The sequence below is a fragment of the Rhodoligotrophos sp. CJ14 genome (genome assembly GCF_038811545.1).
GTDB classification, from domain to species: Bacteria; Pseudomonadota; Alphaproteobacteria; order Rhizobiales; family Im1; genus Rhodoligotrophos; species Rhodoligotrophos ferricapiens.
Window position 1 is genome coordinate 45034 of sequence record NZ_CP133319.1, and the last position, 22958, is coordinate 67991.

Consider the following 22958-nt stretch of genomic DNA (forward strand, 5'->3'; position numbering starts at 1 on the left):
GGTTGGGCTGAGATGGCGGTGAGGGTGCGCCCGTGTTGACCGAAATCCGAGACGAGCCCCAGATCGCGCGATCTGCATCGCCCTGGCTGGTTATCCAGAGGCTTATTGCGGTCATCGCCCTCTTGCCGGCGCTCATTCCCATGGGATTTGTCGCAGCCGTGATCTGGCTAACGCTCGGTCGGCCGCTCCTCTTCCGCCAGGTCCGCAGCGGGCAAGGCAACAGGACCTTCACTATCCCCAAGTTCCGCACCATGCATGACTGGCGCGATGCGCGGGGAAACCTTCTGCCGGATCATCAGCGCGAAACGCGCATCACCCGTTGGATCAGGCGGGCAAGGCTTGATGAGATCCCGCAGCTTTTCACGATCGCGGCGGGCCAGATGAGCTTTGTGGGGCCGCGACCGCTCCGGCCCGAGACGATCGCGAGCTTCGGCGAGCTCGGGCTTGTGCGCGCACTTGTGCCGCCCGGCCTCACCGGCTGGGCGCAGGTAAACGGCAATATCCTGCTCTCGGATGCGGAAAAGCTGGCCCTCGACATCTGGTATGTTGACCATCGCTCGGTCTGGCTGGATCTGCGCATCCTGGCGCGGACCATCACCACCATCACGCGCGGCGAGAGGATCGGCGCGCAGGCGCTTGCCCAAGCGAGAGATCATCTTGCCAGGCGGTCCTGGATGGCAGCCCGAAGGGTGATGTCATGAGGATCGCATTTGTCGGTGCCGTCGAAGGCTCGGCCATAGGCCTCAAAGCTCTGATCGATGCGGAGTTCCCGCCCAGCATCGTGGTGACCCTGCCGCCCGAAGCGCGGTTCCGCCACTCCGATTACGTGGATCTGACGCCACTGGCCAATGCCGCCGGCAGCGCGTTGCTCCACGCAACCCATGTGAACCGTCCCGAGGTGGTGAACGCGCTGCGTGCCATGGGCGTAGATATCACCCTGGTGATCGGCTGGTCTCAGATCTGCGGGGAAGCATTCCGCTCGGCCGCGCGCATCGGCAGTATCGGCTTTCATCCAGCCCCATTGCCCCGCCTGCGCGGCCGGGCGGTCATCCCCTGGACGATCCTGCTTGGCGAAAGCGAAACCGCGGCAAGCCTGTTCTGGCTGGATAATGGGGTGGATAGCGGCCCGATCCTGATGCAGGAGCCCATCGAGGTCTCACCCGAGGAGACCGCCCGTGGCCTTTATGCCAAGCAGACCGGTGCCTTGGCGCGCATGTTGCCGAAGGCCATCCGGCTGATCCGTGATGGTGAGGCCCCGAAGATCCCCCAGGACCATGGGGCCGCCACCTACTGCGCCAAGCGTACTCCAGAAGATGGCCGCATCGACTGGCGCGAGCCGGCGGAGGCAATCCTGCGTCTGATCAGAGCGGTGGGAGACCCCTATCCCGGTGCCTTCACCACCCACAACCGCGGCCGGCTATTCATCGATGAGGCGCGGCTCTTGCCGGACTCGCACCGCTATATCGGCCTCGCCGGTCAGGTGCAGTGCTATACGCCCGATGGCTTCGCGGTGCGCTGTGGCGATGGCCTTTCAATCAACATCACCCGCTGGCGCCAGGAGCAGGGCTCCGCGCGGCCAAACCTCCACGCCAAACTCGGGACCCCCGACCAATGATCGACCAGATTGAAGCTCTGGGCCGCGCGCTCGTGATTGCCCCGCATCCCGATGACGAGATCTTAGGCGCCGGGGGGACCATTGCCCGGCTCGCCCGAAGCGGTCACGAGGTGCATGTGGCCGTGGTGACCACCGGCCGCCCGCCCGCCTATTCCGAGACGCAGATCGCAACCGTGCGAGGAGAGGCCGAACGGGCCCATCGGGCGCTCGGCGTGCGGGAGACGATCTGGCTCGGCATGCCCGCCGCGCAATTGTCTGAAACGCCCCATGGCGAGCTCAATGCCGCGCTTCATCATCTTATTCGCGATCTCGACCCGCACACCCTCCTTGTCCCCTTCGTGGGTGACATTCACCGTGATCATCAGCTGACCTTTCTGTCGGCCCTCGTGGCGGCAAGGCCTCATCAGGCCCGCTTTCCAGCGATGATCCTCGCCTATGAGACCCTGTCCGAGACCAATTGGAATGCGCCTTATCTGAGCCCGGGCTTTCTGCCGAATGTCTTCATCGACATCAGCGACACCCTGCAGGTGAAGCTGGAGGCGATGCGAATGTTCCGCTCGCAATTGCGCGACTTCCCCCATGAGCGCTCGTCCGAGGCGCTGAATGCATTGGCCATGCTGCGCGGAGCGGCCGTCCATTGCCGCGCGGGAGAGGCTTTCGTGCTGATCCGGCATGTGCTGCGCGGCCAATCCCTGTCCGCGTAACGTGGCAAAGGAGGTGTCAGGTGAACCGCTGGCCCCATTATGACGAGGAACAGATTGCCGATGTCGCGATGGTTCTGCGCTCGGGCAAGGTCAATGCCTGGACCGGCACCGAAGTCGCAGCCTTCGAGGAGGCCTATGCCGCCTTGCTCGGCCGAAAGCATGCCATCGCGCTCGCCAACGGCACTCTGGCGCTCGATCTTGCCTTATATGCGATCGGCATCGGCCCGGGTGACGAGGTGATCGTCACACCGCGCAGCTTCGTGGCCTCGGCCTCCTGCGTGCCGATGGCCGGTGCCATCCCGGTCTTTGCCGATGTCGATCCGGACAGTCAGGCAATGACCGCTGAGACCATTGCCGCGGCGATCACCGAGCGCACCCGGGCGGTGATCATCGTCCATCTGGCAGGCTGGCCCGCGGAGATGGACGAGATCATGGCGCTTGCCCGCCACCACGGGCTCATCGTTATCGAGGATTGCGCCCAGGCCCATGGCGCGACCTATCGCGGCCGGCCGGTCGGCAGCTTCGGTGATCTGGCGGCGTTCTCCTTCTGCCAGGACAAGATCATCACCACGGGCGGAGAGGGCGGTCTGCTCGCCATGGATGATGACATGATCTGGCAGCGCGCGTGGAGCCGGAAGGATCATGGCAAGAGCCATGATGCAGTGTTCAACCGGGCTCACCCGCGGGGCTTTCGCTGGCTGCATGAGAGCTTCGGCACCAATTACCGCATGACCGGCATTCAGGCGGCACTGGGTCTGCGCCAGCTTGAGCGCTTGCCCGATTGGATCGCCATTAGGGCAGCGAACGCGGCAATCCTGATGCGCGCCTGCCGGCAGAGTCCGGGCCTGCGCACGCCGGCGCCGCCCGACCATATCGGCCATGCCTGGTATAGGTTCTACACCTTCATCGAGCCCGAGCATTTGCGGCCCGGCTGGGACCGCGACCGCATTCTGGAGGCGATCACCGCGCGCGGCGTTTCCTGCTTTGCGGGCAGCTGCTCGGAAATCTACCGCGAACGGGCTTTCGCGCAGGCTGGCCTCGGACCGCGCAAGCCCTTACCCGTCGCCAAGCAACTGGGTGAGACGAGCCTCGCCTTCCTGGTCGACCCCTGTCAGGACCAGGGCACCTTGGAAGCTGCGGCCCGGACCATTGCCGATGTGATGAGCGAGGCGACTGGGGCGAGGCAAGCAACTGGACTTGCGCGCGATCCCTTGGCGCATGCGGAGGGCTGATGATGGACCTGACCCTCTTGGTGTCATCGGCCGGCCGGCGCGTGGCATTGATCGAGTGTTTCCGCAGGTCCGCCAAGGCCAATGACATCAACCTCAAAGTGCTCGCCTGCGATCGTGAGCCGGCTCTGAGTGCTGCATGCAAGGCCGCCGATCGCGCCTTCGTTGTGCCCGGCTGTACGCATCCCGCCTTCATCGAGACCATGCTCGAGATCGTCAGCGATTTCGGAGTGAAGCTTGTCGTTCCGACGATAGACCCGGAACTTGCCCCACTGGCCGAAGCCGTGCCGCGCTTCGCCGAGCTCGGCGCCCGTGTCCATGTGAGCCCGCCATCCGTGATCGAGATCGTCCGCGATAAGCTTCGCACCGTCGAGGTTCTGGGAAGGGCGGGAGTGCCGGTTCCGATCACGGTCTCTCTCAATGCGGCCCGCAACTGCTCGGGTCCAAAGCTTTGGCCGATGCTGCTGAAGCCTGTGGCAGGCAGTGCCAGTCGCGGCATTCGCATCATCCGCAGCCAGAGTGAGCTTCCGGACGAGCCGGAAGAGCCCATGGTCCTCCAGCAATTGCTCAAGGGCCCGGAATTCACGGTCAACATGTTCGTGGACCAGGAGGGCACCTTGCGCAGCGCCATCGCCCATCGCCGTCTCAGGGTTCGGGCAGGGGAGGTGGAGAAAGGCAGGACCGAGCGCGAGCCGCTCTTCAGGATGCTGGCAGAGCAGGTCTGTGTCGCTTTGCCTGAGGCGCGTGGCGTGATGTGTTTCCAGCTGATCCTCGATGAAACCGCCGGTCCCTGCGTGTTCGAGGTCAATGCCCGCTTCGGCGGTGGATATCCGCTTGCTCAATATGCGGGCGCTGACTATGCCGGCTGGCTCTTGCGCGAGGTGGCAGGCCTGCCATCCATTGCCCATGACAACTGGCGCGACGGCGCCTTGATGCTGCGCTACGACGCGGCCTTTTTCGAGGGGTGAGGATCGCGCGATGCCGGCACCGTTCACCCTCGTCTTCGACCTCGATGACACGCTCTATCTTGAGCGCGACTTCGTGCGCAGCGGCTTTACGGCGGTCGGACGCTGGCTCCGAGCGGAGAAGGGCATCCGTGGTTTTGAAGCGATCTGCACGGAACTTTTCGCGGCAGGCGAGCGGATGCAAGTATTCAACCAGGCGCTGGACCATCTCGGCCTCGGGGCCGAGCCGGACCTGCTTGCAAAGCTCATACATGTCTACCGCACGCACGAGCCCCAAATTACGCTGGCCGATGATGCTCGCCGCTATCTCGAGAGCGCCACGGGTCCGCATGCGCTGATCACGGATGGCTTTCTCGCAACCCAAGAGGCGAAGGTGAGGGTACTCAAGCTCGACCAAAGCTTCGGTCAGGTTCTGTGCACGGCTTGCCTCGGTGCCGGTTTTGGTAAGCCTCATCCGCGATGTTTCGAGATCACCGAAGCCTGGGCGCGTCCCTTCGGCCGGCCTTTGGTCTATGTCGCGGACAATCCGCTCAAGGATTTCGTTACCCCTAAGGCGCGCGGCTGGCTGACCGTGCAGGTCGCGCGGCCGGAGCGGGTTCATCTCTGTGCAGCACCCGATGCCCGCTATGAACCCCATGCCAGCGTTGCGAGCCTCGACGAGCTGGATGAGTGCCTCCATGCACTGACGCGAAACAAACCCGCTGGGATTTTCCTGACCGGCTCGGAGGCGTTCGCGTCTTTGGCGACGGAGGGTTCTCGCTGAAGATGCTTGGCCGTTCCACAACGTAAGGAGCAGGATGTGACCCCTTCGGTCGCTGTTCGAATGCTCGGCCGCCGGGCCCGCCGCTTCTGGCGGGAAGAAGCCGCCCTTCGGAGGCGTCTCATCGACACCGGTCACCTTTTGACCGGCAATGCCGCCGGCTCGGTCATCGGGCTTCTGGCCTTCATCGTGACGGCGCGCGCGTTGGGACCGACCGACTATGGCATGCTCGCGCTGACCTATAGCTATGTCCGGGCGATCGAAAGACTGATCGGTTTCCAGTCCTGGCAGCCGCTCATCAAATATGGCGCCGAGCTCAAGGGGCGCGAACGTCACGATGATTATCGCGCCCTGCTCAAATTTGGCCTGCTCGTCGATGTAGGCGCGGCCATCGCCGCCTATCTCGTCGCGGTGGGCTTTGCGCTCATCCTGGGACCGCTCGTCGGCATCGGTGAGCCCGAGCTGCACCAGGTTCTGATCTTCGCGACCGTCCTGCTGTTTCAGATCAATGGGTTCCCCACGGCAATCATCAGGCTCGCCGGCCAGTTTAAGCTGGTGGCCTATGGCACGCTGGTGAGCGGGCTTGTCCGCCTCATCCTGTGCGCGATGGGGCTGTTCACAGGGCAGGGGCTCTTCTATTTCATTATCATCTGGATGATCACCCAGATCCTCGGTGCGATCACCCTTCTGGGTTTTGCCCTGTGGGAAGTGCGCCGGCAGGGAGCGGGGGATTTCCTTCGCGCCCCCCTTGCGGGAGTGACGCGCAGGTTCAAGGGCCTCTTGAGCTTCACCATCGGCAGCAATGTGGAGCTCACCATTCGCTCAAGTGCCAATGAATTGGACACCTTGTTGGTAGGCATGCTGGCGGGGCCGACGGCGGCGGGCCTTTACCACATTGCCAAGCGTATGGCGCGTCTCGTCCTGCAATTCGGCGTGCAGGTCCAGGCGGTCCTTTACCCCGATGTCGCCCGGCTTTGGGCGCAACGCGCCTATGGTGAGTTCCGCCGCGCCGTCATGCAGATCGAGGTGATGCTGGCCGCTGTCGGACTGGGGCTGATCTTGGCAACCGCCATCGCCGTAAAGCCGCTTCTGGCCTGGACCGCGGGCCCGAGCTTCGTTGATGCAGCTCCCCTGGCGATCGTGCAGATGGTGGCCGTGGCGATGACCCTCAGCGGCAGCGCGGTGCGCACGGCGCTTCTGGCCATGGGACGCCAGCCCGCAGTGCTCAGGGTGGTGACGGCCGCAACAGTCATGTTCCATGTGACCGCCTTTGCAACGATCCCATTTATTGGTGCCATAGGCGGCAATATCGCCCATGTGGTGATGGCGTTGATCTGGATTTCGGGCCTGACGATCCTCTACCGCTCTGCGCTGAAGGCCGATGAGCCCTTGCCGATTTAGTGAGCCTGGCGGGAGCGCAGGGCCGTCTCGATCACCTCGTCCCAAGAGGCCATGACCGTCTCGCTGGAAAACCTCTTGGCCGAGATGGCGGCACTGGTGCCGAGCTTGCGGCGGAGCGTCTCATCGCGCAGCAGATGGGAGAGCGTGGCGGCAAGGGCCGTCACATTGCCATTGGGCACGAGCAAACCGTCTTCACCGTGGGTGATCATATCCCGTGGCCCGAAGCGGCAGTCAAAGGAAACGACCGGCAGGCCTGCGGCCATCGCTTCCATCAGCACGATGCCCCAGCCCTCATAGCGCGACGACAAGACGAACACATCCGCCGTCTCGATCCAGGCGCCCGGCCGCTCGCTGACGCCGGGAAAGTGGACGCGGTCCGCAAGCCCGAGCGCCTGCCGCTGGGCCAACAAGTGCTCCCGCTCCGGACCTTCGCCCCAGATCACCAAGGACCAGTCCGGATGATGGAGCGTGATCTGCGCGAAGGCCTCCAGCAGGAGGTCGAACCCCTTCTGAGGCACGAGCCGGCCGACCGCTGCGATCACCTTGCCACCGCGATGGAGCTTCAGGTTCGCGGGCAGATTGACCTGGTTGGGAATGACCCAGCTGCGTTGCCGCTGCTCCGGCGGAAAATAGTCCATGGCGCCTTTGGTCATGGTGATCAGCCCGAAGGCACGGGGATAGACATGCCGGCGCAGCCTCGTCCAGATCGGGCCGAAATCCTGGATCTCGGGATTGTTGCGCTCCGAGACGATGACCGGAATGCCCGTACCGCTTGCGGCGAGGACCGAGAGAATATTGGTGCGCGTGAGAAAGCTTATGACGACATCCGCCTCAAGTTGGAGGAACACGCGGCGCAAGAGGCGGATACGTCGGGCGCTCATCCAGGCGGCCTGCAGCTTTCCATAACGAGCAACCGGCGCGCCGAGTTGGTAAAGCTCGACCTTTGGCGAGAGTGGATAATAGGCAGGCGTTCCCGGGGCCTCCATGGTGATCACGGCCACTTGCCAGCCGCGTTCCGCCCACTGATTGGCGATGAAGCTGACCACGCCCTCGCTGCCTCCGGCCCCGAGCGCCGGCAGGACCATCGCGATCCGCGGCGACCGTGTAACCGCGGCAGCCTCCGCGGTCTCCGTTCGCCCGAGCGAACCTGTGAGCATAAGACTATCGCGCATCCCTTGAAGTTCGGCTCTCTGGAGGTGGCAAGCTCCGGCTTGCTCTGCTCTGAACCAGCACACAACAAACGCGCTGAGCCCAGAAGCTCGGATTTTCCTGACTAGCCATGAAAGCCGCTCATTAAGCCAATGAGGGACAACGAGGCTTTGGAAACCAAATGTGCCGCGCCCCCATCACGGTCTGTTTTCCGTTCATCGGTGACGAGATCGGAGGTAGCCACATCTCGGCGATCAAGCTGATCGAGGCGCTGAACCCCTCGCTCGTGCGGCCGCTGATTGCGCTGCAGGCAGAGGCGGGTCCCGTGGCCGACTATCTCCGGGAGCGGCGCTTGCCCTACCTCCTGGCACCGGGCCGCCCTCTTGCCAAGCGCGGAGATGTGGCCAAGCTCGCCCGCTCGATCATGCATGTTCTGTGCGATACCGGACGCCTGACCCGGTTCTTGACCGACAATGCGGTTGATGTCGTGCACACCAATGACGGCCGCACCCATGCGCAGTGGATGATCCCCGCCCGCCTGGCGGGTGCGCGCCACATCTGGCACCACCGCGGTGATCCCGATGCGCTGGGCGTCAACTATTTCGCCCCGATCGTCTCCGATCACGTGATCACCGTTTCGAGCTTCGCGCGGCCCAGACATCCGATCATCGCCATAGGCTCAAAGCTCTCGGTCGTGCACAGTCCTTTCGATGTTCCATCCAGAATGGGTGACCGTGAGGCAGCCCGCGCCCAATTGCTGAAAGCCCTGAATGTCGCGCCCGAGACGCGCTTTCTCGGCTATTTCGGCCTGCTGATCGAGCGTAAGCGGCCGATTGCCTTCGTCGAGGCCGTGGCCGCCTTCGTCGAGAAATGCCCGGACATTCCCGTCATGGGCCTCGTCTTCGGCGTGCCGGGAACGGAATCCCCTCACTATGACCGGCTGATCACCGAGCGCGCCCGCGCGCTCGGGATTGAAGATCAGATCCGATTGATGGGGTTTCGCCAGCCGGTCGAGCCCTGGATGCAGGCGATGGACGCGCTGCTCGTCCCCGCCGTGCGCGAGCCCTTTGGCCGGACGCTCATCGAGGCGATGTTCCTCGGCACCCCGGTGGTCGCGACGAGCGACGGTGGCAATCTCGAAGCGATCGAGCATGGCGTGACGGGATATCTGGTGCCACCCGATGAACCCGCTGCCTTCGTTGAGCCGGTGCGCGCGCTATTGGTCAACGAGAGGCAGCGTCACGCGATCGTCGATGCGGCGCGCGCCCGGGCCCTGGCGAGCTACAGCGTCGAGCGCCATGTGGCTGAGCTGACCGCCATCTATCGCGCATGCGTTTTCCCGGGAGAAAGCCGTGATGTCAGTCATGCCTAACAAGGCGAGCTTAAGCCTTGAAGACATCGACTTCCTGATCATCGGCGCAACCAAAAGCGCAACCACCTGGCTCCAGAAATCCCTGCAGCTCGATCCGGCCGTGGCCATGCCCGACCCGGAGCTGCATTACTTCAGTCGGGAGTTCGGCCGCGGCGATGCCTGGTATCTCGAGCAGTTTCCGAAAGAGGGCGCGGCGCGTTTGCTGGGCGAGAAGTCGAACTCGTACCTCGAGAGCGCGACGGCCGCCCAGCGGATCGCGCGCCTGCTGCCGCACGTCAAGCTGATCGCTCAGCTCCGCAACCCCATCGACCGCGCCTATTCCGACTACTGCATGATGTTTCGCCGTGGTGAGGTCACCGGCAATATCGAGGCCTATCTCGATCCACGCGGTCCTCATGAGACGCGCTTGCTCCGGGCGGGACTGTATTTCGAGCAGCTGAAGGCCTTTTACGACAGCTATCCCGCCGGTCAGATCCATGTGACCCTCTATGAGACGGTGAACACCGATCCGGTCGGCCATCTTGCTGCTGTGCGTCGATTTCTGGGCCTCGGCGCAACAGACACGCCGCCTCTGCTCACCCAGAAGGTGAAGGACAAGACCGAACCGGTGCTGCCGCCTCATCTTCGGCGCTGGCTCGCGCCCGTGAAGCCCGTATTAGCGCCCGTGCGCAACTCGCCTTTGGTCCGGACCTTGCGCAATGCGATGGCGTCCGAGATGCGGTATCCCGAGCTCACCTGCCGGCTGCGGGACCGGCTTGCCGAGCATTACCACAGAGACGTCGAAGCCTTGAGCCACCTGGTCGGCCGCGATCTGTCGGGCTGGCTCACCGGGCCGTCAGTCCCAGCGCGCGCGGCCGGCGCCATGTCAGGCAAGTGCGTGTGAACCGCATCCATCCCGGGGTTTTACTGACACCGGCTTCGGTTCTGCTCCCTTTCCGCCAATAGAATTTTTAGCAAACTGTTCAGTCTTGTTCCTGAGCTGAAAGTAGATCTTTGCAGCTGCCGAGAACATCTAGGTTAATTCTGAATTAAACTAGGGTCTTCCGGCTGCGCTGGTGTGCCTTCCGCTCGAATTCAGCAAAAATGATCTCGGTGGTTTGGCATGGTGGACGATAATTTTGCCGCGCGTCAGACGCCGCAAGCGAACCTTCCCACTCCCTCCCGATTGGATAAGCTGGTCTCGACCATTGCCGATCTCGACGGCCTCCGTCGGCGGACCGCCGTCTGGATCGGACAGGGCAGGGCGAGTTTCGCCTATCGCAGCGCCAGGACGAGGCTGCGCTCGATCACCCGGGCAACTCTGCGCAATCGGGATCTCTACGTGCTTGATCTCGGGCTCGCGGCCTTCGCCCTGATTTTGGCGACGGCGCTGCGCATCGGGCCGCAGGAGCTTGCAGCAGCCCCCGACCGCATTCGGTCTCTAGCGGAGATGTCCTTTGTCTTCACCGGCATTTGCGCCATCACCTTTCCAGTGATCGGCCTCTACAATCGCAATTGGAAATATGCTTCGATCCTCGATTATTTGAGCCTGGTCCGCGCAGTCGTCATCGCCTCGCTGATCCTGATCACCGGCATGTTCTTCTATTCCCGTTTGGCCTTCGTGCCGCGCTCGACGATCGCCATCGAGATCGTGATGCTGGTCTCGCTCTTGGCCGCAACCAGGCTTGGCTTCAGACGCGAAGACCTGAAGCTCTTCAAGCCTCTCGCCCCCGCCGCACGGCGCGAGCCGCTGGTGCCGGTTCTCATGGTCGGGGTAGGCCAGGAAGCGGATATCTATCTTCGCGCGCTGCAACGCGACCGCACGGCCTCATACTGGCCCGTCGGTTTTCTGAGCCACTCCGAAGCAGAGATTGGCTCCACCCTGCGCGGCGTGCCGGTGCTCGGCACCATGAAGGATTTCGACGCGGTCTTTGCCGAGCTCGAAGGGCGTGGGAAGCGTCCACGCCATCTGATTTTCACCATGCCCCTCTCATCCGTTGAGGCGGAAGAGGCCGAGCGCCTGATTGCGGCGGCCGACCGTCGGGGCATGGTGGCCTCGCGCCTGAGTTCCGCCACCGAGCTTCGCAATCCCCTGCTCAAGAAGGAGTTCGAGCTGCGCCCGATCGAGCTCACCGATCTCCTGGAGCGTCCGCAAACCGCCTTCGACATCGCGGCCTTGCATCGCTTCGTGTCCGGACGGCGCGTTCTGGTCACCGGGGCCGGTGGCTCGATCGGCAGCGAGCTCACACGGCAGCTTGCAGCCCTTGGGCCGGCCCACATGGCTCTGCTCGACAATTGCGAGTTCAATCTCTACACGATCGACCTGGACCTGCGCGACAACTACCCCGCTATATCGCGCTCGGCCCATCTTTGTGACGTGCGTGATCCCCGGCGTGTCAACGAGATGTTTGCACGGCACAGGCCCGAGCTGGTCTTCCATGCCGCAGCGCTGAAGCACGTGCCCATGGTCGAGCTTAACCCTTGCGAGGGAGCGCTCACCAATGTCTGCGGCACGGTGAATGTGGCGGATGCCGCCAAGCGCTGGGGCGCCGCGGCCATGGTGCAGATCTCGACCGACAAGGTCGTGAACTCGACCAGCGTGATGGGTGCAACCAAGCGGCTGGCCGAGCTCTATTGCCAGGCCCTCGACATCGAGGGGATTGCCGATATGAGCGCTCCCCGCTTCATGACGGTTCGCTTCGGCAATGTCTTGGGATCGAGCGGCTCATTGATCCCCTTGTTCAAGAGCCAGCTTGCCCGCGGCGGTCCGCTGACCGTCACCCATCCTGACATGGAGCGGTTTTTCCTGACAATCAGGGAAGCCGTGCAGCTCACGCTCCAGGCCTCGGCCTACGGCCTTGAGAAAAATCTCGGGCAAGGCGAGATCTTTGTCCTCGACATGGGTGAGCCCATCAAGATCGTGGACATCGCCCGGCGCATGATCCGGCTCGCCGGCTACACCCCCGACCGCGACATCAAGATCGAGATCATCGGATGTCGTCCCGGCGAGAAGCTGTTCGAGGAACTGTTCGATAGCGCCGAGCGGCGGGTGACGCCACCGGTCCCCGGTGTGCTTGGTGCGGTGCCATCGCCAGTGCCGCTCCCCGTGCTGCGCCATGCCTTCGAGCAGCTGCAATCCTGTGCCGAGGCAGGTGATAGCGAGGGGCTGTTCCGGGCCATTCGCACCGTGTTGCCCAACTACCGCAAGGAAGATCAAACCGAACGCGAGGCACCCTTCGCAATGGCCGGTCATCAGGCTCGGCCTGCGATACACGTGGTTCACTGATGACCTTGGGCGTGCGAGCATGCTTTAGCAGTGATGGAGGCCTTAGCCTTCCCGTGCTCGCGCTGGCCGCCTGCCTCATGGCCGACCCCGCCACGGCCGGGAACAAGGGCGAAGACAGCCGCATCCTAAACACCCTGGAGCAAGCCGCCGAATTTTATTCAGGCCTCTCGCTGAAAGGCGCCTATGTCTGGGAATATTCGGCCGATCTGAGGGTTCGGAAAGGTGAGGGCAAGGTTGGGCCCACCACGGCCTGGGTGCAGCCGCCGGGAACACCGGCCGTCGGGGCCGCATTTCTGCGCCTGTATGAGATCACCGATAAGCCTGCCTGGCTCGGGGCGGCGCGCTATGCTGCGGAAGCCTTGATCGAGACGCAGCTCATTTCGGGCGGGTGGTATAATGCGATCGAGCTTGACCCCGAAGCCCAGGACCGCTGGTGCTATCGCGCGCGGGGTATAACGGCCGAGACTTGCGACAGGATCGAGGACAACCGGGCGCGCAACCGCACCCTGCTCGATGATGACAACACCCAGAGCGCTTTGCGCCTTCTCATCTGGCTTGACCGCATCTTCGAGGGCAAGGACGGAGCCGTGCGCGATGCAGCCCTGTATGCGCTCAAGCGGCTGTCCGAAGCGCAATATCCCGTGGGCGCCTGGCCGGTCATGTTCGACAAAGCGCCAAAGATGGACGAGATCAAGCCGGCGCCCGCCGCAAGCCTTCCCGCGGATTGGTCGCGCACATGGGTCAAGCCGGCCGGCGGCCCCTATTACATCCTCAATGACAATCTGATGCGCGACATGGTGCACCTGTTTCTCGTCGCCGAGCAGCACTTCGCCGAGCCCAAATATCTTGAGCGCGCCAAGCGCGCCGGCGAGTTTCTGCTGAAGGCGCAATTGCCTGAACCGCAGCAGGGCTGGGCCCAGACCTATAACGAGACCATGCAGCCCGTTTGGGGTCGCAAGTTTGAACCACCGAGCGTTGCCTCGCGCGAGACCGCAGGTGCGATCACCTGCCTGATCGAGCTCTATGGCCGCACCGGTGACAAACGCTTTCTCGACGCAGCAAAGAAAGCCGGTGCCTGGCTCGAGAAGGTGCGCCTTCCCGACGGCGATTGGGCGCGCTTCTATGAGCTTGCGACCAACCGGCCGATCTATGTCGGCAATGACGAGAAGCTGACCTATGAGCCGGTCGACCTTTTGAGCCATTACGGCATGAAGATCCGCAAAGGGATCCCCGAAGCCCTTGCGCTCCTCGCCCAGGCTGAGAAGGGGGAGAATCCCCCCAAGCCTCTCTGGCCCTCCATTGCCGACACGATGCCGGAGGCGGAGGTCAAGCAGCGCACCGCCACATTGCTCGCGACCATCGATAGTGAGGGGCGCTGGCTGGAGGACGGCGAGGGTCAGGAGGATGCTTGGATCCGCAGTGCCACATTCATCGATGCCGTCTTCGTCATGGCGAAAGAACTCGAAAACAAGCGCCAGAGGAGATGAAGCGGCATTGCGTGCCTGACAGGGAGAGTGAGCATGAAACTGGTGATGGTCGGGTCGGGCTATGTGGGCCTCGTATCGGGCATATGCTTTGCGGATTTTGGCTTCGACGTCTCCTGTGTCGATGTGGATGAGGTCAAGATCGCGCGCCTGGCCAGAGGTGAATTGCCAATTTACGAGCCAGGCCTTGATCAGCTGCTCTCCGAGAACATGGCCGCCGGCCGCCTGCGCTTCACCACGGATCTCGCCCAAGCCGCCCGCAACGCCGATGCGGTTTTCATCGCTGTCGGAACGCCGTCCCGGCGGGGAGATGGCGAGGCGGATCTGACTTATGTCTTTGCGGCCGCCCGTCAGCTTGCTCGCGTGCTCAAGCCGGGTGCGGTGGTGGTGATCAAGTCAACCGTGGTGGTCGGGACCTGCCGCAAGGTGAAGGCGATCATCGCCCGCGAGAACCCCGGCCTCGACTTTTCGATTGCCTCCAACCCCGAATTCCTGCGGGAGGGCTCGGCCATCGAGGACTTTATGCGGCCCGACCGGGTGGTGATCGGGGTTGAGGATGCCCGCGCCGAGAAGCTGCTGCGCCGCGCCTATCGCCCGCTTTATCTCAGGGACTCGCCGATCGTGGTGACCAGTCTCGAGAATGCCGAGCTCATCAAATATGCCGCCAACGCCTTTCTTGCCCTGAAGGTGACCTTCATCAACGAGGTCGCCGATCTCTGCGAGGAGGTTGACGGTGATGTCCAAGAAGTGGCGCGGGCCATCGGGCTGGACGGCCGCATCGGGCCGAAATTTCTGCACGCCGGCCCCGGCTTTGGCGGCTCCTGCTTTCCAAAGGACACCCGGGCATTCGCGGCGATCGGCCAAACCAACCGGGCGCCCCAGCGGCTGATCGAGACGGTGATCGCCATCAATGAAGCGCGCAAGCAGCGCATGGCTGATCGCATTCTTGCGGAACTCTCCGATCCGCGTGATGCCAAGATCGCGGTCTTGGGCGTCGCCTTCAAGCCGAATACTGACGATGTGCGCGAGGCGCCGAGCCTCGACATCATCCCGCGGCTCGTGGCGGCGGGCGCTCGGGTCACCGCTCATGACCCTGAGGCATGGACGCATGCGCAGCCCCTGCTCGACAATGTTAGCTGGGCGGCTGATCCTTACGAAGCTGCGGCAGGGGCCGACATCGTTGTCGTCCTGACTGAATGGAACGCCTATCGCGGCCTCGACCTCAAGCGGCTCGCCCGGCATATGCGGGGCAGGGTGCTGATCGATCTCCGCAACATCTATCGCGCGGAAGATCTATCGGACAGCGGACTATCTTATGTTAGTATAGGACGTCCACGGATTATCTCCGCGCCCCCGTCGAGCAGCGGACTTGCTCGGAAAGATGCTCTCGTGAGTTGAGACCATGGCCGGGATGCTGTCGCGTCTTCCGATCATCTCATCCCTCGCCGCCCGGGGCTTGAGCCTTTTCGCAGCCTACGCTCCCAACTGGGCACGCCGCGGCAAGATCTATCGCCTGATTGCCCGCTTCTGCGATGGCCATGTGGTCACCTCCCGCTATGGCGTGCGCATGCATGTCAACCGGAAGGACAGGACCAACCAGCTCTGCGTTCTCGGAGCCTACGAAACGGTGCCCGACGAGATCGCGAAGCTCAAGCCCGGCATGTGTTTCATTGATATCGGCGCCAATGCCGGGCTGTTCTCGCTGATGGCCGCTGAGCGGGTCGGGCCGGATGGCGTGGTGATCGCCTTTGAGCCATCTCCCCAGCAATATGGTTATCTCATCCGCAACATCCGGGCCAATGGCTTCCGCAACATTCTGCCTTTGCCTATGGCCGTCTCGGATATGACCCAGCGCATCGCCTTCTCGGCGGGCAATGCGGCCCATAGCGGCAAGGATCATGTGCTCGCTGACGGCGAAGAGGCGGATGCGGTCTCGGTATTCGGTGTCAAGATCGCGGAGGATCTGAAGGCGGTTGCAAGCTTCTGCCGCGGCCGCAAGACCATGATCAAGATCGACGTGGAGGGCTTCGAGCAGCAGGTCCTGCGCGGGATCCGTAATGTCATAGCCGAGCTCCCCGTCGTCTCCATGATCATGGAGCTCGATCAAGCCTCCCTCAGCCGTTATGGCGCATCCTCCGAAGAGCTTTATCGCGAGCTCGATGCTCTTGGCTTTGCCGCCGCTCATCATCCGGTGAGCAAGCGGCATTATGACGAGGTCTTTGTCAGGCGTGATCTCGTCGGAACCTGGGAGGGGGAGGGCACGGACGGCTCGGCCCATCCGGTCTGGGTGCGGCCGGCCTCGCCGCAATGGACCTGGTCCCGCATCGGTCGGCGCGCAGGCTGGCTCACGGCCGGCATCGCCTCGGCTTACGCGCTCGCCGTGGCCGCTGTCGCGCTGGTCGATCCCTATGGCATCACCGACATCATCTCCATCCCGCGCATCAATGCCGAGAAGACGCAAAGACTGGTGGGAGGCGGCCGCGTCGAGAAATCGCTTGCCCTCTGGCGCGAGGATCATGACGTGGTGATCCTTGGCGGCACGCCCGCGCTGATGGGCATCAATCCCGACGGGCCGGCCTTTGCCGGCTTCGATGCCTACAATGCCGCCATCCCGGCTGCAACCATGGCGGAGATCTATGCCGTCGGCCGCTTCATCATGAGCCATGGCCGGCCGAAGAAGATGATCATCGCACTCGATTTTTCCATGTTCGAGGCGGATCGCACCGTCAATCGGGACTTCGAGCGCTCGGGCTTCGACGGTGACTGGATGCCCGCCGTCTATATCCGCGCCTTGGCCTCGCCCGAAGCCATCTTCGATGCGGCGGTGACCGTCTACAAGAACCTCCGTGGCATGACCGAGCTGGCGCGCGATGACGGCTTCCAGCGCGCCAATGTCAGCGGTGACTACGATTATCGCAAGGCCTTCACCGACGTGCTCACGAAGGAGTTTCTGGTGCGCGACTGGCATTATGCCGATTTCGACTATGATCCAAGCCGCGTGCGACTGCTCGAGGATCTCCTGCGCCGCCTCAGCGAAAGCGACACGCGGGTCTATGTCTTCGTGTCGCCCATCCATGCCCGCCAGCTCGAAGCGACCATCGCCAAGGGCCTCTATCCCGTTTATGAGACCTGGCTCAGGGCGCTTGCGCGCGTTGCTGATCGCGTGCCTCGGGCTGAGTTTTGGGATTTCAGCGGCTATAATGCGGTCACCACCGAAGAGGTGCCGGATTGGGGCGATCCCCGCCAGGAGATGGTGTGGTACTGGAATTCGGCGCGCTACACCCCCTCGACCGGCGATGTGATGATCGCGCGCATGTGTGGACTGGGTGACCCGCTCAACAAGCCCGATGGCGAGTTTGGCCGCAGAATAACAGGGGCAACGATCGAGACCATTCTCGCCGGCAATCACGACGCGCGAGCACTGTATGCGCTCGCCCATCACGACGAAGTGGCGGATGTCCAGAAGCTCGTGCAGAAGATGGCACAGCTCTCGGCCCGATAAGCATTTTTCGAGCGAAGTGATACCGGTTCGCGTGAAGAACATGCGACCAGCAAGGACTTGAGGCGGGTTTTCGCGATTCGAAGGCGGTCAAACCGAGCCTTCGCTCCCGACGAGCGCGGTCAACCGGTCGAGAAAGGGCCTTTGGCTTGGAAGAATTTTCTCCTGTGCCACGCCTAAAGGAAACCACTCGGCAGCATCGATCTCCGGGAAGCTCTGCATCCGGCCGGTACGTGGCGGCCATTCGATCTCGACCATGCTTTTGCAGTGAAAGCCCCTCACATCGAAATGCTCCTCGCAGGCGAAAGCTTCAACCTGCTTTCCGCCCCGCTGCCGGAGTGATCCGAGCGGCCGCAGAATCGCCGTTGGCGCGAAGCCGAGCTCTTCCGCGAATTCACGTCGTGCCGCTGCTTCGGGATCCTCTCCCGGGTCGATCTCCCCCTTGGGAATGGACCAGGTGCCGAGATCACGCTTGCGCCAGAACGGGCCGCCGGGATGCACGAGGAGCACCGCTAAGTCCTCGCGCAAGCCTTGATACATCAGAATACCGGCGCTGACCTTGGCCATGCATCACACGGGAAACCTTGACGCCTCATGCCGGCACGCGCCCATCGAGATGGGGCAGGAGAACGACGCTTTCCTGTTCATTGGGATCGGTCCGGGCGATCACTGCACTCGCCGGCTGGTCGCTCAGATTGGCCGGCAGATGCGGCACGCCCGCGGGAATGTAGAAGAGGTCGCCCGCTCTTACGATCACATGTTCCTCGAGCGTCTCGCCGAACCAGGTATGGACTTCGCCGCTCAGCACATAGATGGCCGTCTCGTGATGTTCGTGAAGATGCGCCTTGGCGCGGGCGCCGGGCGGCATGGTCAGCAGATGCATGCAGATGCCCGAGGAGCCCACCGTCTCGGCGGAGATACCCTGGACATAGCTGAGCCCCTGCTTGCCGTCATAGGCCTGGTCCGGGCGGACGATGCGGCAGGTCTGTTTCGATGCGAGGGCCATGGTCTGATCATCCCTGTCCTTTTCCAGAGCTTAGACCATTCTCGCGCAAATTGGATACCGCTCCGCAAAAGCTCGCATCTGCCGCGCGTGAGAAACGGCAGGCACGCAAGGACGGGGACCAATCAGTCCCTGTGGAGCTGCCCGCCATCGACATCGATCACCGTGCCGCTGAGATAGGAGGCGCGGGGCGAGGCAAGCATGACCGCCAGATCGGCGACCTCCGACGGCTCGGCCAATCGACCAAATGGCAGCGCGCTGAGATCCTCTTGCCAGCGTTCCGGGTCCCCGTAGCGATCTTCTGCCTTCTTGCGAAGCAGGGTCTCGATCCGGTCGGTGCGGGTGGGCGAGGGGTTGATGCCGAAGACGCGCACATTCCAGTCAACGCTCTCAGCGCCAACCGCATTGGTGAGCGCGATCAGCGCGGCATTGCCGGCGGCCCCGCAGACATAATCCCAGCGTGGCGCACGCCCGGCCATGCCGATGATATTGACGATCACCCCGTCGCAATTCTCACGCATGGCGCCGAGATAGAGCTGTGTCAGGTGCACATAGCCGAACACCTTGAGCTGCCAGGCCTCGGTCCATCGCTCGAGCGTGATATCGAGGAGATTGCCCCCCGGTATGGCGCCTGCGTTATTGACCAGCACATCCACATCGGGATGGGTCTTGAACAGGCGCTCGCGATCCTCGGCCTTCGCGAGATCCCCCACGAAAACTGCCGGCTCCGCGAGCCCGGCGGCCTTGAGGCTTGCGACCGCCTGCATCAGCCGGCCCTCGTCACGGCCGGTGATGATGACCTCCGCACCCTCCCGGAGAAAGCTCTCCGCACAGGCGAGCCCTATTCCTTTCGACGCGCCTGTGATCAATACGGTGCGGCCGACGAAATCGAGATCCATGTCACAACACCTCCGGAGGGGGCACTGCACCCGCATACCAATCCGCGAGCGCGCTACCGGTAAAGAAGCCGACATCACTTGAAGCTGTCAGGAGGTCGAGCATGTGCTCCAGCTCATGAATGCGATGCGGCACCGAGATGAGATGCGGATGCAGTCCGATCGCCAGCACGATCGCGCTGTCGCGGCATTCCCGCTCGAACCGCCTGAGGGTGAATTCGAGGCGGCGCGCCATCTCGCCCGTCGCATGACGCTCGATCGCGTAAACAATCGAGTCATTGATCTCGAGATTATAGGGCATTGCGATCATCGGACCGCTTGATGTGCGCATCCAGGACGGACGGTCATCGACCACCCAGTCGCAGAGATAATCAACACCGAGCCGCTTCAGGATGTCGGGCGTGTCGACGCTCTCGCGCAGGCCCGGTGAGAGCCACCCTCGGGTCGGCCGGCCGGTGAAATCCGCGATCTTGTTGAGGCAGGCGCGGATGAGCGCCTCCTCGCCGCCCTCCACATGATTGATGGCCTTCTGATGCATGCCGTGGCCGATGAACTCCCAGCCCGCATCGCGCATGGCGATTGCCGCCTGGGGATAGGCATCGATCACGCCAGCATTGAAGCTGGTGGATGCTGGCAGATCGCGCCGGCCGAATGCCTCGATGATTCGTGGCAGGCCCGCTCGCATGCCATAATCCGCCCAGGAGAAATTGGGCACGTCCGGTACTGTTTCGCGCCCATGCGGCGGGGTGATGATGGTACGCGGCATTGGCTGATCGAATTGCCAATGCTCAACATTGACCACGAGATGGACGAGAATGCGCTTGCCATGAAGCGGTGGCAGTGGCGCCCGCTCGGATGAAAGCTGGTAGGGAATACGCGGATTGCTCATTGCCCCCTCAATGGCTCTCGACCTTCATATCGGCCATGACATCGGCCTTGTAGGCGATGAAGTCCGGACTGGTCAGGCTGGCGATTGAGCGCGGCCTTGGAAGCTCGATCGGGATCGCCCGCACGATCCGGCCCGGTCGCGCCGACATCACGCAAATGCGGTCAGACAACAGAATGGCTTCGTCGATGTCATGGGTGACGAACAAGACCGTCGTGCCCAGGCTTTGCCAGACATCGAGTAGGAGCTGCTGCATGGCGAGCCGCGTCTGTGCATCCAAGGCCCCGAACGGCTCGTCCATCAGCAAAGCCCGTGGGTTCATGACGAGAACGCGCGCGATGCCCACGCGCTGGCGCATGCCGCCGGACAGCTGAACCGGCAGCGCATCAGCAAAGGCCTCGAGCCCGACGAGCTTGAGGAGCTCGCGCGCCCGGCCCTCATATTCGGCCCGGGGCACTCCTTGGACCCGCGGACCGAAAATGACATTCTCCCAGACGCTCAGCCAGGGAAACAGCGCAGCTTCCTGAAAGACCACCCCGCGATCGGGACCGGGGCGCGCAACCTGCCGGCCATCGAACAGGAGGCTTCCATCCGTGACGCTTTCAAAGCCTGCCAACAGGTTGAGCAGCGTGGATTTTCCGCAGCCCGACGGCCCCAGCAATGCCACGAACTCACCATCGCCGATGGTGAGGCTGACATCATCCAGCGCCCGCACCTCCTTCTGGCCGCGATAGATCTTGGAGACGTTCTGGAAGGTGATCGTGCCCATCTTCGCCCCCTATGACTGGAAGGATTGCAGGCGCCGCCAGGTGAGAACCCAGCGTTCGATCAGCACGATGACCCGGTCGCTGATCAGCCCCGAGGAGGCCGATCGAGGCCATGTCGGCGATCACCACATCCATGCGGCCCACGTAATAGGCATCCCAAAGCACATAGCCGAGCCCGGATTTCACGGCGACCATCTCTGCGACGATCACCGCCGTCCAGGCGATGCCGAGGCCGATGCGCAGTCCAGTGAAGATCGAGGGCAGGGATGCCGGCAGCACGACCCGGCGCAGAACCGTAAGCCGGCCGGCGCCCATCATCAGCGCGGCACGGATCAGGTTGCGCTCCACATCACGTGCACCTTGCGCGGTATTGACGACGACCGGATAGAACGCGCCGAGCGAGATCAGGAAAATGGCACCCGCATCGTGAATGCCGAAGACCGCGATCGAAAAAGGCAGCCAGGCCGTGATCGGAATGGGGCGCAGGAGCTGGATGGTCGGGTCGAACATGCGCGCCGCGATCCGGTTCCAGCCGATGGCGATCCCGACGGGCACGCCTACCAGAATGGCACCGAGAAAGCCTTTGGCGACCCGCTCGGCCGAGAATGTGAGATTGGACAGCCAGGTTCCGCTATAGGGGTTGAGCCCCAGCCCGCTCTCACCGAACGCCCATACGATCCAGGCCTGCCAGACCCGGTCCGGTGTCGGCAGCACGCCGCCGAACAGCGAGCCATCCTTGCCCGCGAGCTGCCAGGTCACGAGGACCGCAACCGGCAGCAGGATCGCGAGCAGGGCCTGCCATATGCCCCGTCCCGCGATCAGCGGCATGCTGCCCAGCCCCGGCACGGAAGCGCGCGCATTGGCCGGTTCCGCATCCATGCGTTCAGTCGAACTCGCCACGGTTTCACTATCCCTAGATTGCATGAACCGGCACACCGAAGCGGCGTTGGGACGCTATTTCCCCAGCGCCTTGGTCACGAAGGACCCATCCCAATAGGCATCGATCTCGCCCGACACATCCTTCTGGATGACCCCGAGATCAGCGAAAGCCTTGGCCTGCCGCTTGATCTGGTCAGGTGAGATCACCTCGCCCAGCTTGATGACCTTCGAGGCCTGAGCGGCAACCTCCGGCGACATGCCCGACAGCTTCGCATAGGCTTGCGCGAATTCCTCCGGCGACTTCGAAAGGCGCTCCTGCACCTTCAGATAGGTCCAGACGAAACGCTCTATCGCATCGCGCTTGGTCTCGACCGCCTGCTTGGTGGCCATCAGCATGCCAAGCTCGGCACCAACTGCTTTGGATGAACCATATTCGAGATTTTTGGCGAAGAAGCCATAGCCCTCCATCACCGGGATGGACTCGAACGGCTCCCAGGTGACCAGCGCATCAACCTCGCCCTTCTTGAGCGCCTGGTCGAAGTTGGCGCCACCCCCCTGGATATTCACCGCCTGGAAGCTGTTATACGGGATTCCCTTCTCGACAAGGGTTGCCGCGAATTGGAACCAGACCGCCGAACCGGGTGCGATGGCAACCTTCTTACCTTTGAGATCATCCCAGCTGTCGAGCTTCACACCGTTGCGGCCGATCACATATTTCGGCGATGAGCCAACCCCCATCAGGCCGACCACATTGGTCGAGCCCTGGGCGAGGGAAATCGCAAGGTCGGCCGGGCCGACCGATGCGAGGTCGAGCGAGCCTGCCAGCAGCGCCGTCCGCGCATCGGCATAGCGGACGAATTCGACCAGCTTCACATTGACCCCGAGCTTTTTCAACTCGTCCTTGATCAGGATCATCGGTGCGAGATGCCCGACCTTCTGATAGCCCACCGTGAGCTCAACCGGGGGCGAAAGCGGCTTGGGCTCGGGACCGACCGCCCCAGCGGGCAGGGGCGCGGCCCAAAGCGCGAGCGCCGCGAGCGATAGCTTCAGAACTGTCCTTCTTATCAGCATGTTACCCTCCTCC

The 22958-nt window shown here is 63.1% G+C and carries 21 protein-coding genes; 13 read left to right on the plus strand and 8 right to left on the minus strand.

Annotated elements, in window-relative coordinates; translation table 11 throughout:
- Positions 1 to 35 precede the first annotated feature (35 nt).
- From RCF49_RS00270 to RCF49_RS00300, 7 genes are read left to right on the plus strand one after another with little or no spacing between them, the layout of a single operon-like run.
- Positions 36 to 701: a sugar transferase gene (locus RCF49_RS00270; RefSeq protein WP_342642050.1), complete on the plus strand. Its 666-nt coding sequence runs from the start codon at positions 36 to 38 to the stop codon at positions 699 to 701.
- Positions 698 to 1615 carry a methionyl-tRNA formyltransferase gene (locus tag RCF49_RS00275; protein ID WP_342642051.1) on the plus strand — a complete coding sequence of 306 codons (918 nt, stop codon included), beginning with the start codon at positions 698 to 700 and terminating at the stop codon, positions 1613 to 1615. Before RCF49_RS00270 ends, RCF49_RS00275 begins: the two co-directional genes overlap by 4 nt.
- On the plus strand, positions 1612 to 2319 hold the full coding sequence (locus RCF49_RS00280; RefSeq protein ID WP_342642052.1) for a PIG-L deacetylase family protein: 708 nt from the start codon (positions 1612 to 1614) through the stop codon (positions 2317 to 2319). Before RCF49_RS00275 ends, RCF49_RS00280 begins: the two co-directional genes overlap by 4 nt.
- A 20-nt stretch (positions 2320 to 2339) precedes the next feature.
- A complete protein-coding gene (locus RCF49_RS00285; RefSeq protein ID WP_342642053.1) occupies positions 2340 to 3551 on the plus strand; it encodes a DegT/DnrJ/EryC1/StrS family aminotransferase in 1212 nt (403 codons plus the stop codon).
- Entirely contained in the window at positions 3551 to 4516 is a 966-nt protein-coding gene (locus RCF49_RS00290) for an ATP-grasp domain-containing protein (RefSeq protein WP_342642054.1), read from the plus strand. The genes RCF49_RS00285 and RCF49_RS00290 overlap by 1 nt, the downstream gene beginning before the upstream one ends.
- 10 nt (positions 4517 to 4526) lie before the next feature.
- Positions 4527 to 5276 carry an HAD family hydrolase gene (locus RCF49_RS00295; RefSeq protein ID WP_342642055.1) on the plus strand — a complete coding sequence of 250 codons (750 nt, stop codon included), beginning with the start codon at positions 4527 to 4529 and terminating at the stop codon, positions 5274 to 5276.
- 60 nt (positions 5277 to 5336) lie between these two features.
- Positions 5337 to 6674 carry a lipopolysaccharide biosynthesis protein gene (locus RCF49_RS00300; protein ID WP_432807423.1) on the plus strand — a complete coding sequence of 446 codons (1338 nt, stop codon included), beginning with the start codon at positions 5337 to 5339 and terminating at the stop codon, positions 6672 to 6674.
- Here the strand turns inward: RCF49_RS00300 and RCF49_RS00305 are convergent.
- A complete protein-coding gene (locus tag RCF49_RS00305; RefSeq protein ID WP_432807424.1) occupies positions 6671 to 7759 on the minus strand; it encodes a glycosyltransferase family 4 protein in 1089 nt (362 codons plus the stop codon). The genes RCF49_RS00300 and RCF49_RS00305 overlap by 4 nt on opposite strands.
- Positions 7760 to 8004: 245 nt before the next feature.
- Between RCF49_RS00305 and RCF49_RS00310 the strand changes: the two genes are divergently transcribed.
- From RCF49_RS00310 to RCF49_RS00335, 6 genes are all read left to right on the plus strand, one after another.
- On the plus strand, positions 8005 to 9195 hold the full coding sequence (locus tag RCF49_RS00310) for a glycosyltransferase family 4 protein (RefSeq protein ID WP_342642058.1): 1191 nt from the start codon (positions 8005 to 8007) through the stop codon (positions 9193 to 9195).
- Positions 9179 to 10078 (plus strand): sulfotransferase family protein, encoded by a 900-nt coding sequence (locus tag RCF49_RS00315; RefSeq protein ID WP_342642059.1) that lies wholly within the window; start codon positions 9179 to 9181, stop codon positions 10076 to 10078. The genes RCF49_RS00310 and RCF49_RS00315 overlap by 17 nt, the downstream gene beginning before the upstream one ends.
- A gap of 219 nt (positions 10079 to 10297) precedes the next feature.
- A complete protein-coding gene (locus RCF49_RS00320) occupies positions 10298 to 12460 on the plus strand; it encodes a polysaccharide biosynthesis protein (protein ID WP_342642060.1) in 2163 nt (720 codons plus the stop codon).
- 53 nt (positions 12461 to 12513) lie between these two features.
- Positions 12514 to 13947: a hypothetical protein gene (locus RCF49_RS00325; protein ID WP_342642061.1), complete on the plus strand. Its 1434-nt coding sequence runs from the start codon at positions 12514 to 12516 to the stop codon at positions 13945 to 13947.
- A gap of 33 nt (positions 13948 to 13980) precedes the next feature.
- Positions 13981 to 15342, plus strand: a complete 1362-nt coding sequence (locus tag RCF49_RS00330; protein WP_342642062.1) for a UDP-glucose dehydrogenase family protein — start codon at positions 13981 to 13983, stop codon at positions 15340 to 15342.
- 4 nt (positions 15343 to 15346) lie between these two features.
- Positions 15347 to 17446 carry an FkbM family methyltransferase gene (locus tag RCF49_RS00335; protein ID WP_342642063.1) on the plus strand — a complete coding sequence of 700 codons (2100 nt, stop codon included), beginning with the start codon at positions 15347 to 15349 and terminating at the stop codon, positions 17444 to 17446.
- Positions 17447 to 17533: 87 nt separating this feature from the next.
- On the opposite strand, the gene RCF49_RS00340 is transcribed toward RCF49_RS00335, so the two are convergent.
- The 7 genes from RCF49_RS00340 to RCF49_RS00370 form a co-directional block, all read right to left on the minus strand.
- Positions 17534 to 18010 (minus strand): NUDIX domain-containing protein, encoded by a 477-nt coding sequence (locus tag RCF49_RS00340; protein WP_342642064.1) that lies wholly within the window; start codon positions 18008 to 18010, stop codon positions 17534 to 17536.
- A 25-nt stretch (positions 18011 to 18035) separates the two neighbouring features.
- Entirely contained in the window at positions 18036 to 18449 is a 414-nt protein-coding gene (locus tag RCF49_RS00345) for a cupin domain-containing protein (RefSeq protein ID WP_342642065.1), read from the minus strand.
- A 122-nt stretch (positions 18450 to 18571) separates the two neighbouring features.
- On the minus strand, positions 18572 to 19345 hold the full coding sequence (locus RCF49_RS00350; protein WP_342642066.1) for an SDR family oxidoreductase: 774 nt from the start codon (positions 19343 to 19345) through the stop codon (positions 18572 to 18574).
- 1 nt (position 19346) lies between these two features.
- Entirely contained in the window at positions 19347 to 20231 is an 885-nt protein-coding gene (locus RCF49_RS00355) for a polysaccharide deacetylase family protein (protein ID WP_342642067.1), read from the minus strand.
- A 7-nt stretch (positions 20232 to 20238) separates the two neighbouring features.
- Positions 20239 to 20997, minus strand: coding sequence for an ABC transporter ATP-binding protein (locus RCF49_RS00360; protein WP_342642068.1), 759 nt, complete (start codon positions 20995 to 20997; stop codon positions 20239 to 20241).
- Positions 20927 to 21895, minus strand: a complete 969-nt coding sequence (locus RCF49_RS00365) for an ABC transporter permease (protein WP_342642069.1) — start codon at positions 21893 to 21895, stop codon at positions 20927 to 20929. Before RCF49_RS00365 ends, RCF49_RS00360 begins: the two co-directional genes overlap by 71 nt.
- Before the next feature lie 54 nt (positions 21896 to 21949).
- Positions 21950 to 22945 (minus strand): ABC transporter substrate-binding protein, encoded by a 996-nt coding sequence (locus tag RCF49_RS00370; protein ID WP_342642070.1) that lies wholly within the window; start codon positions 22943 to 22945, stop codon positions 21950 to 21952.
- Between the last annotated feature and the right edge of the window lie 13 nt (positions 22946 to 22958).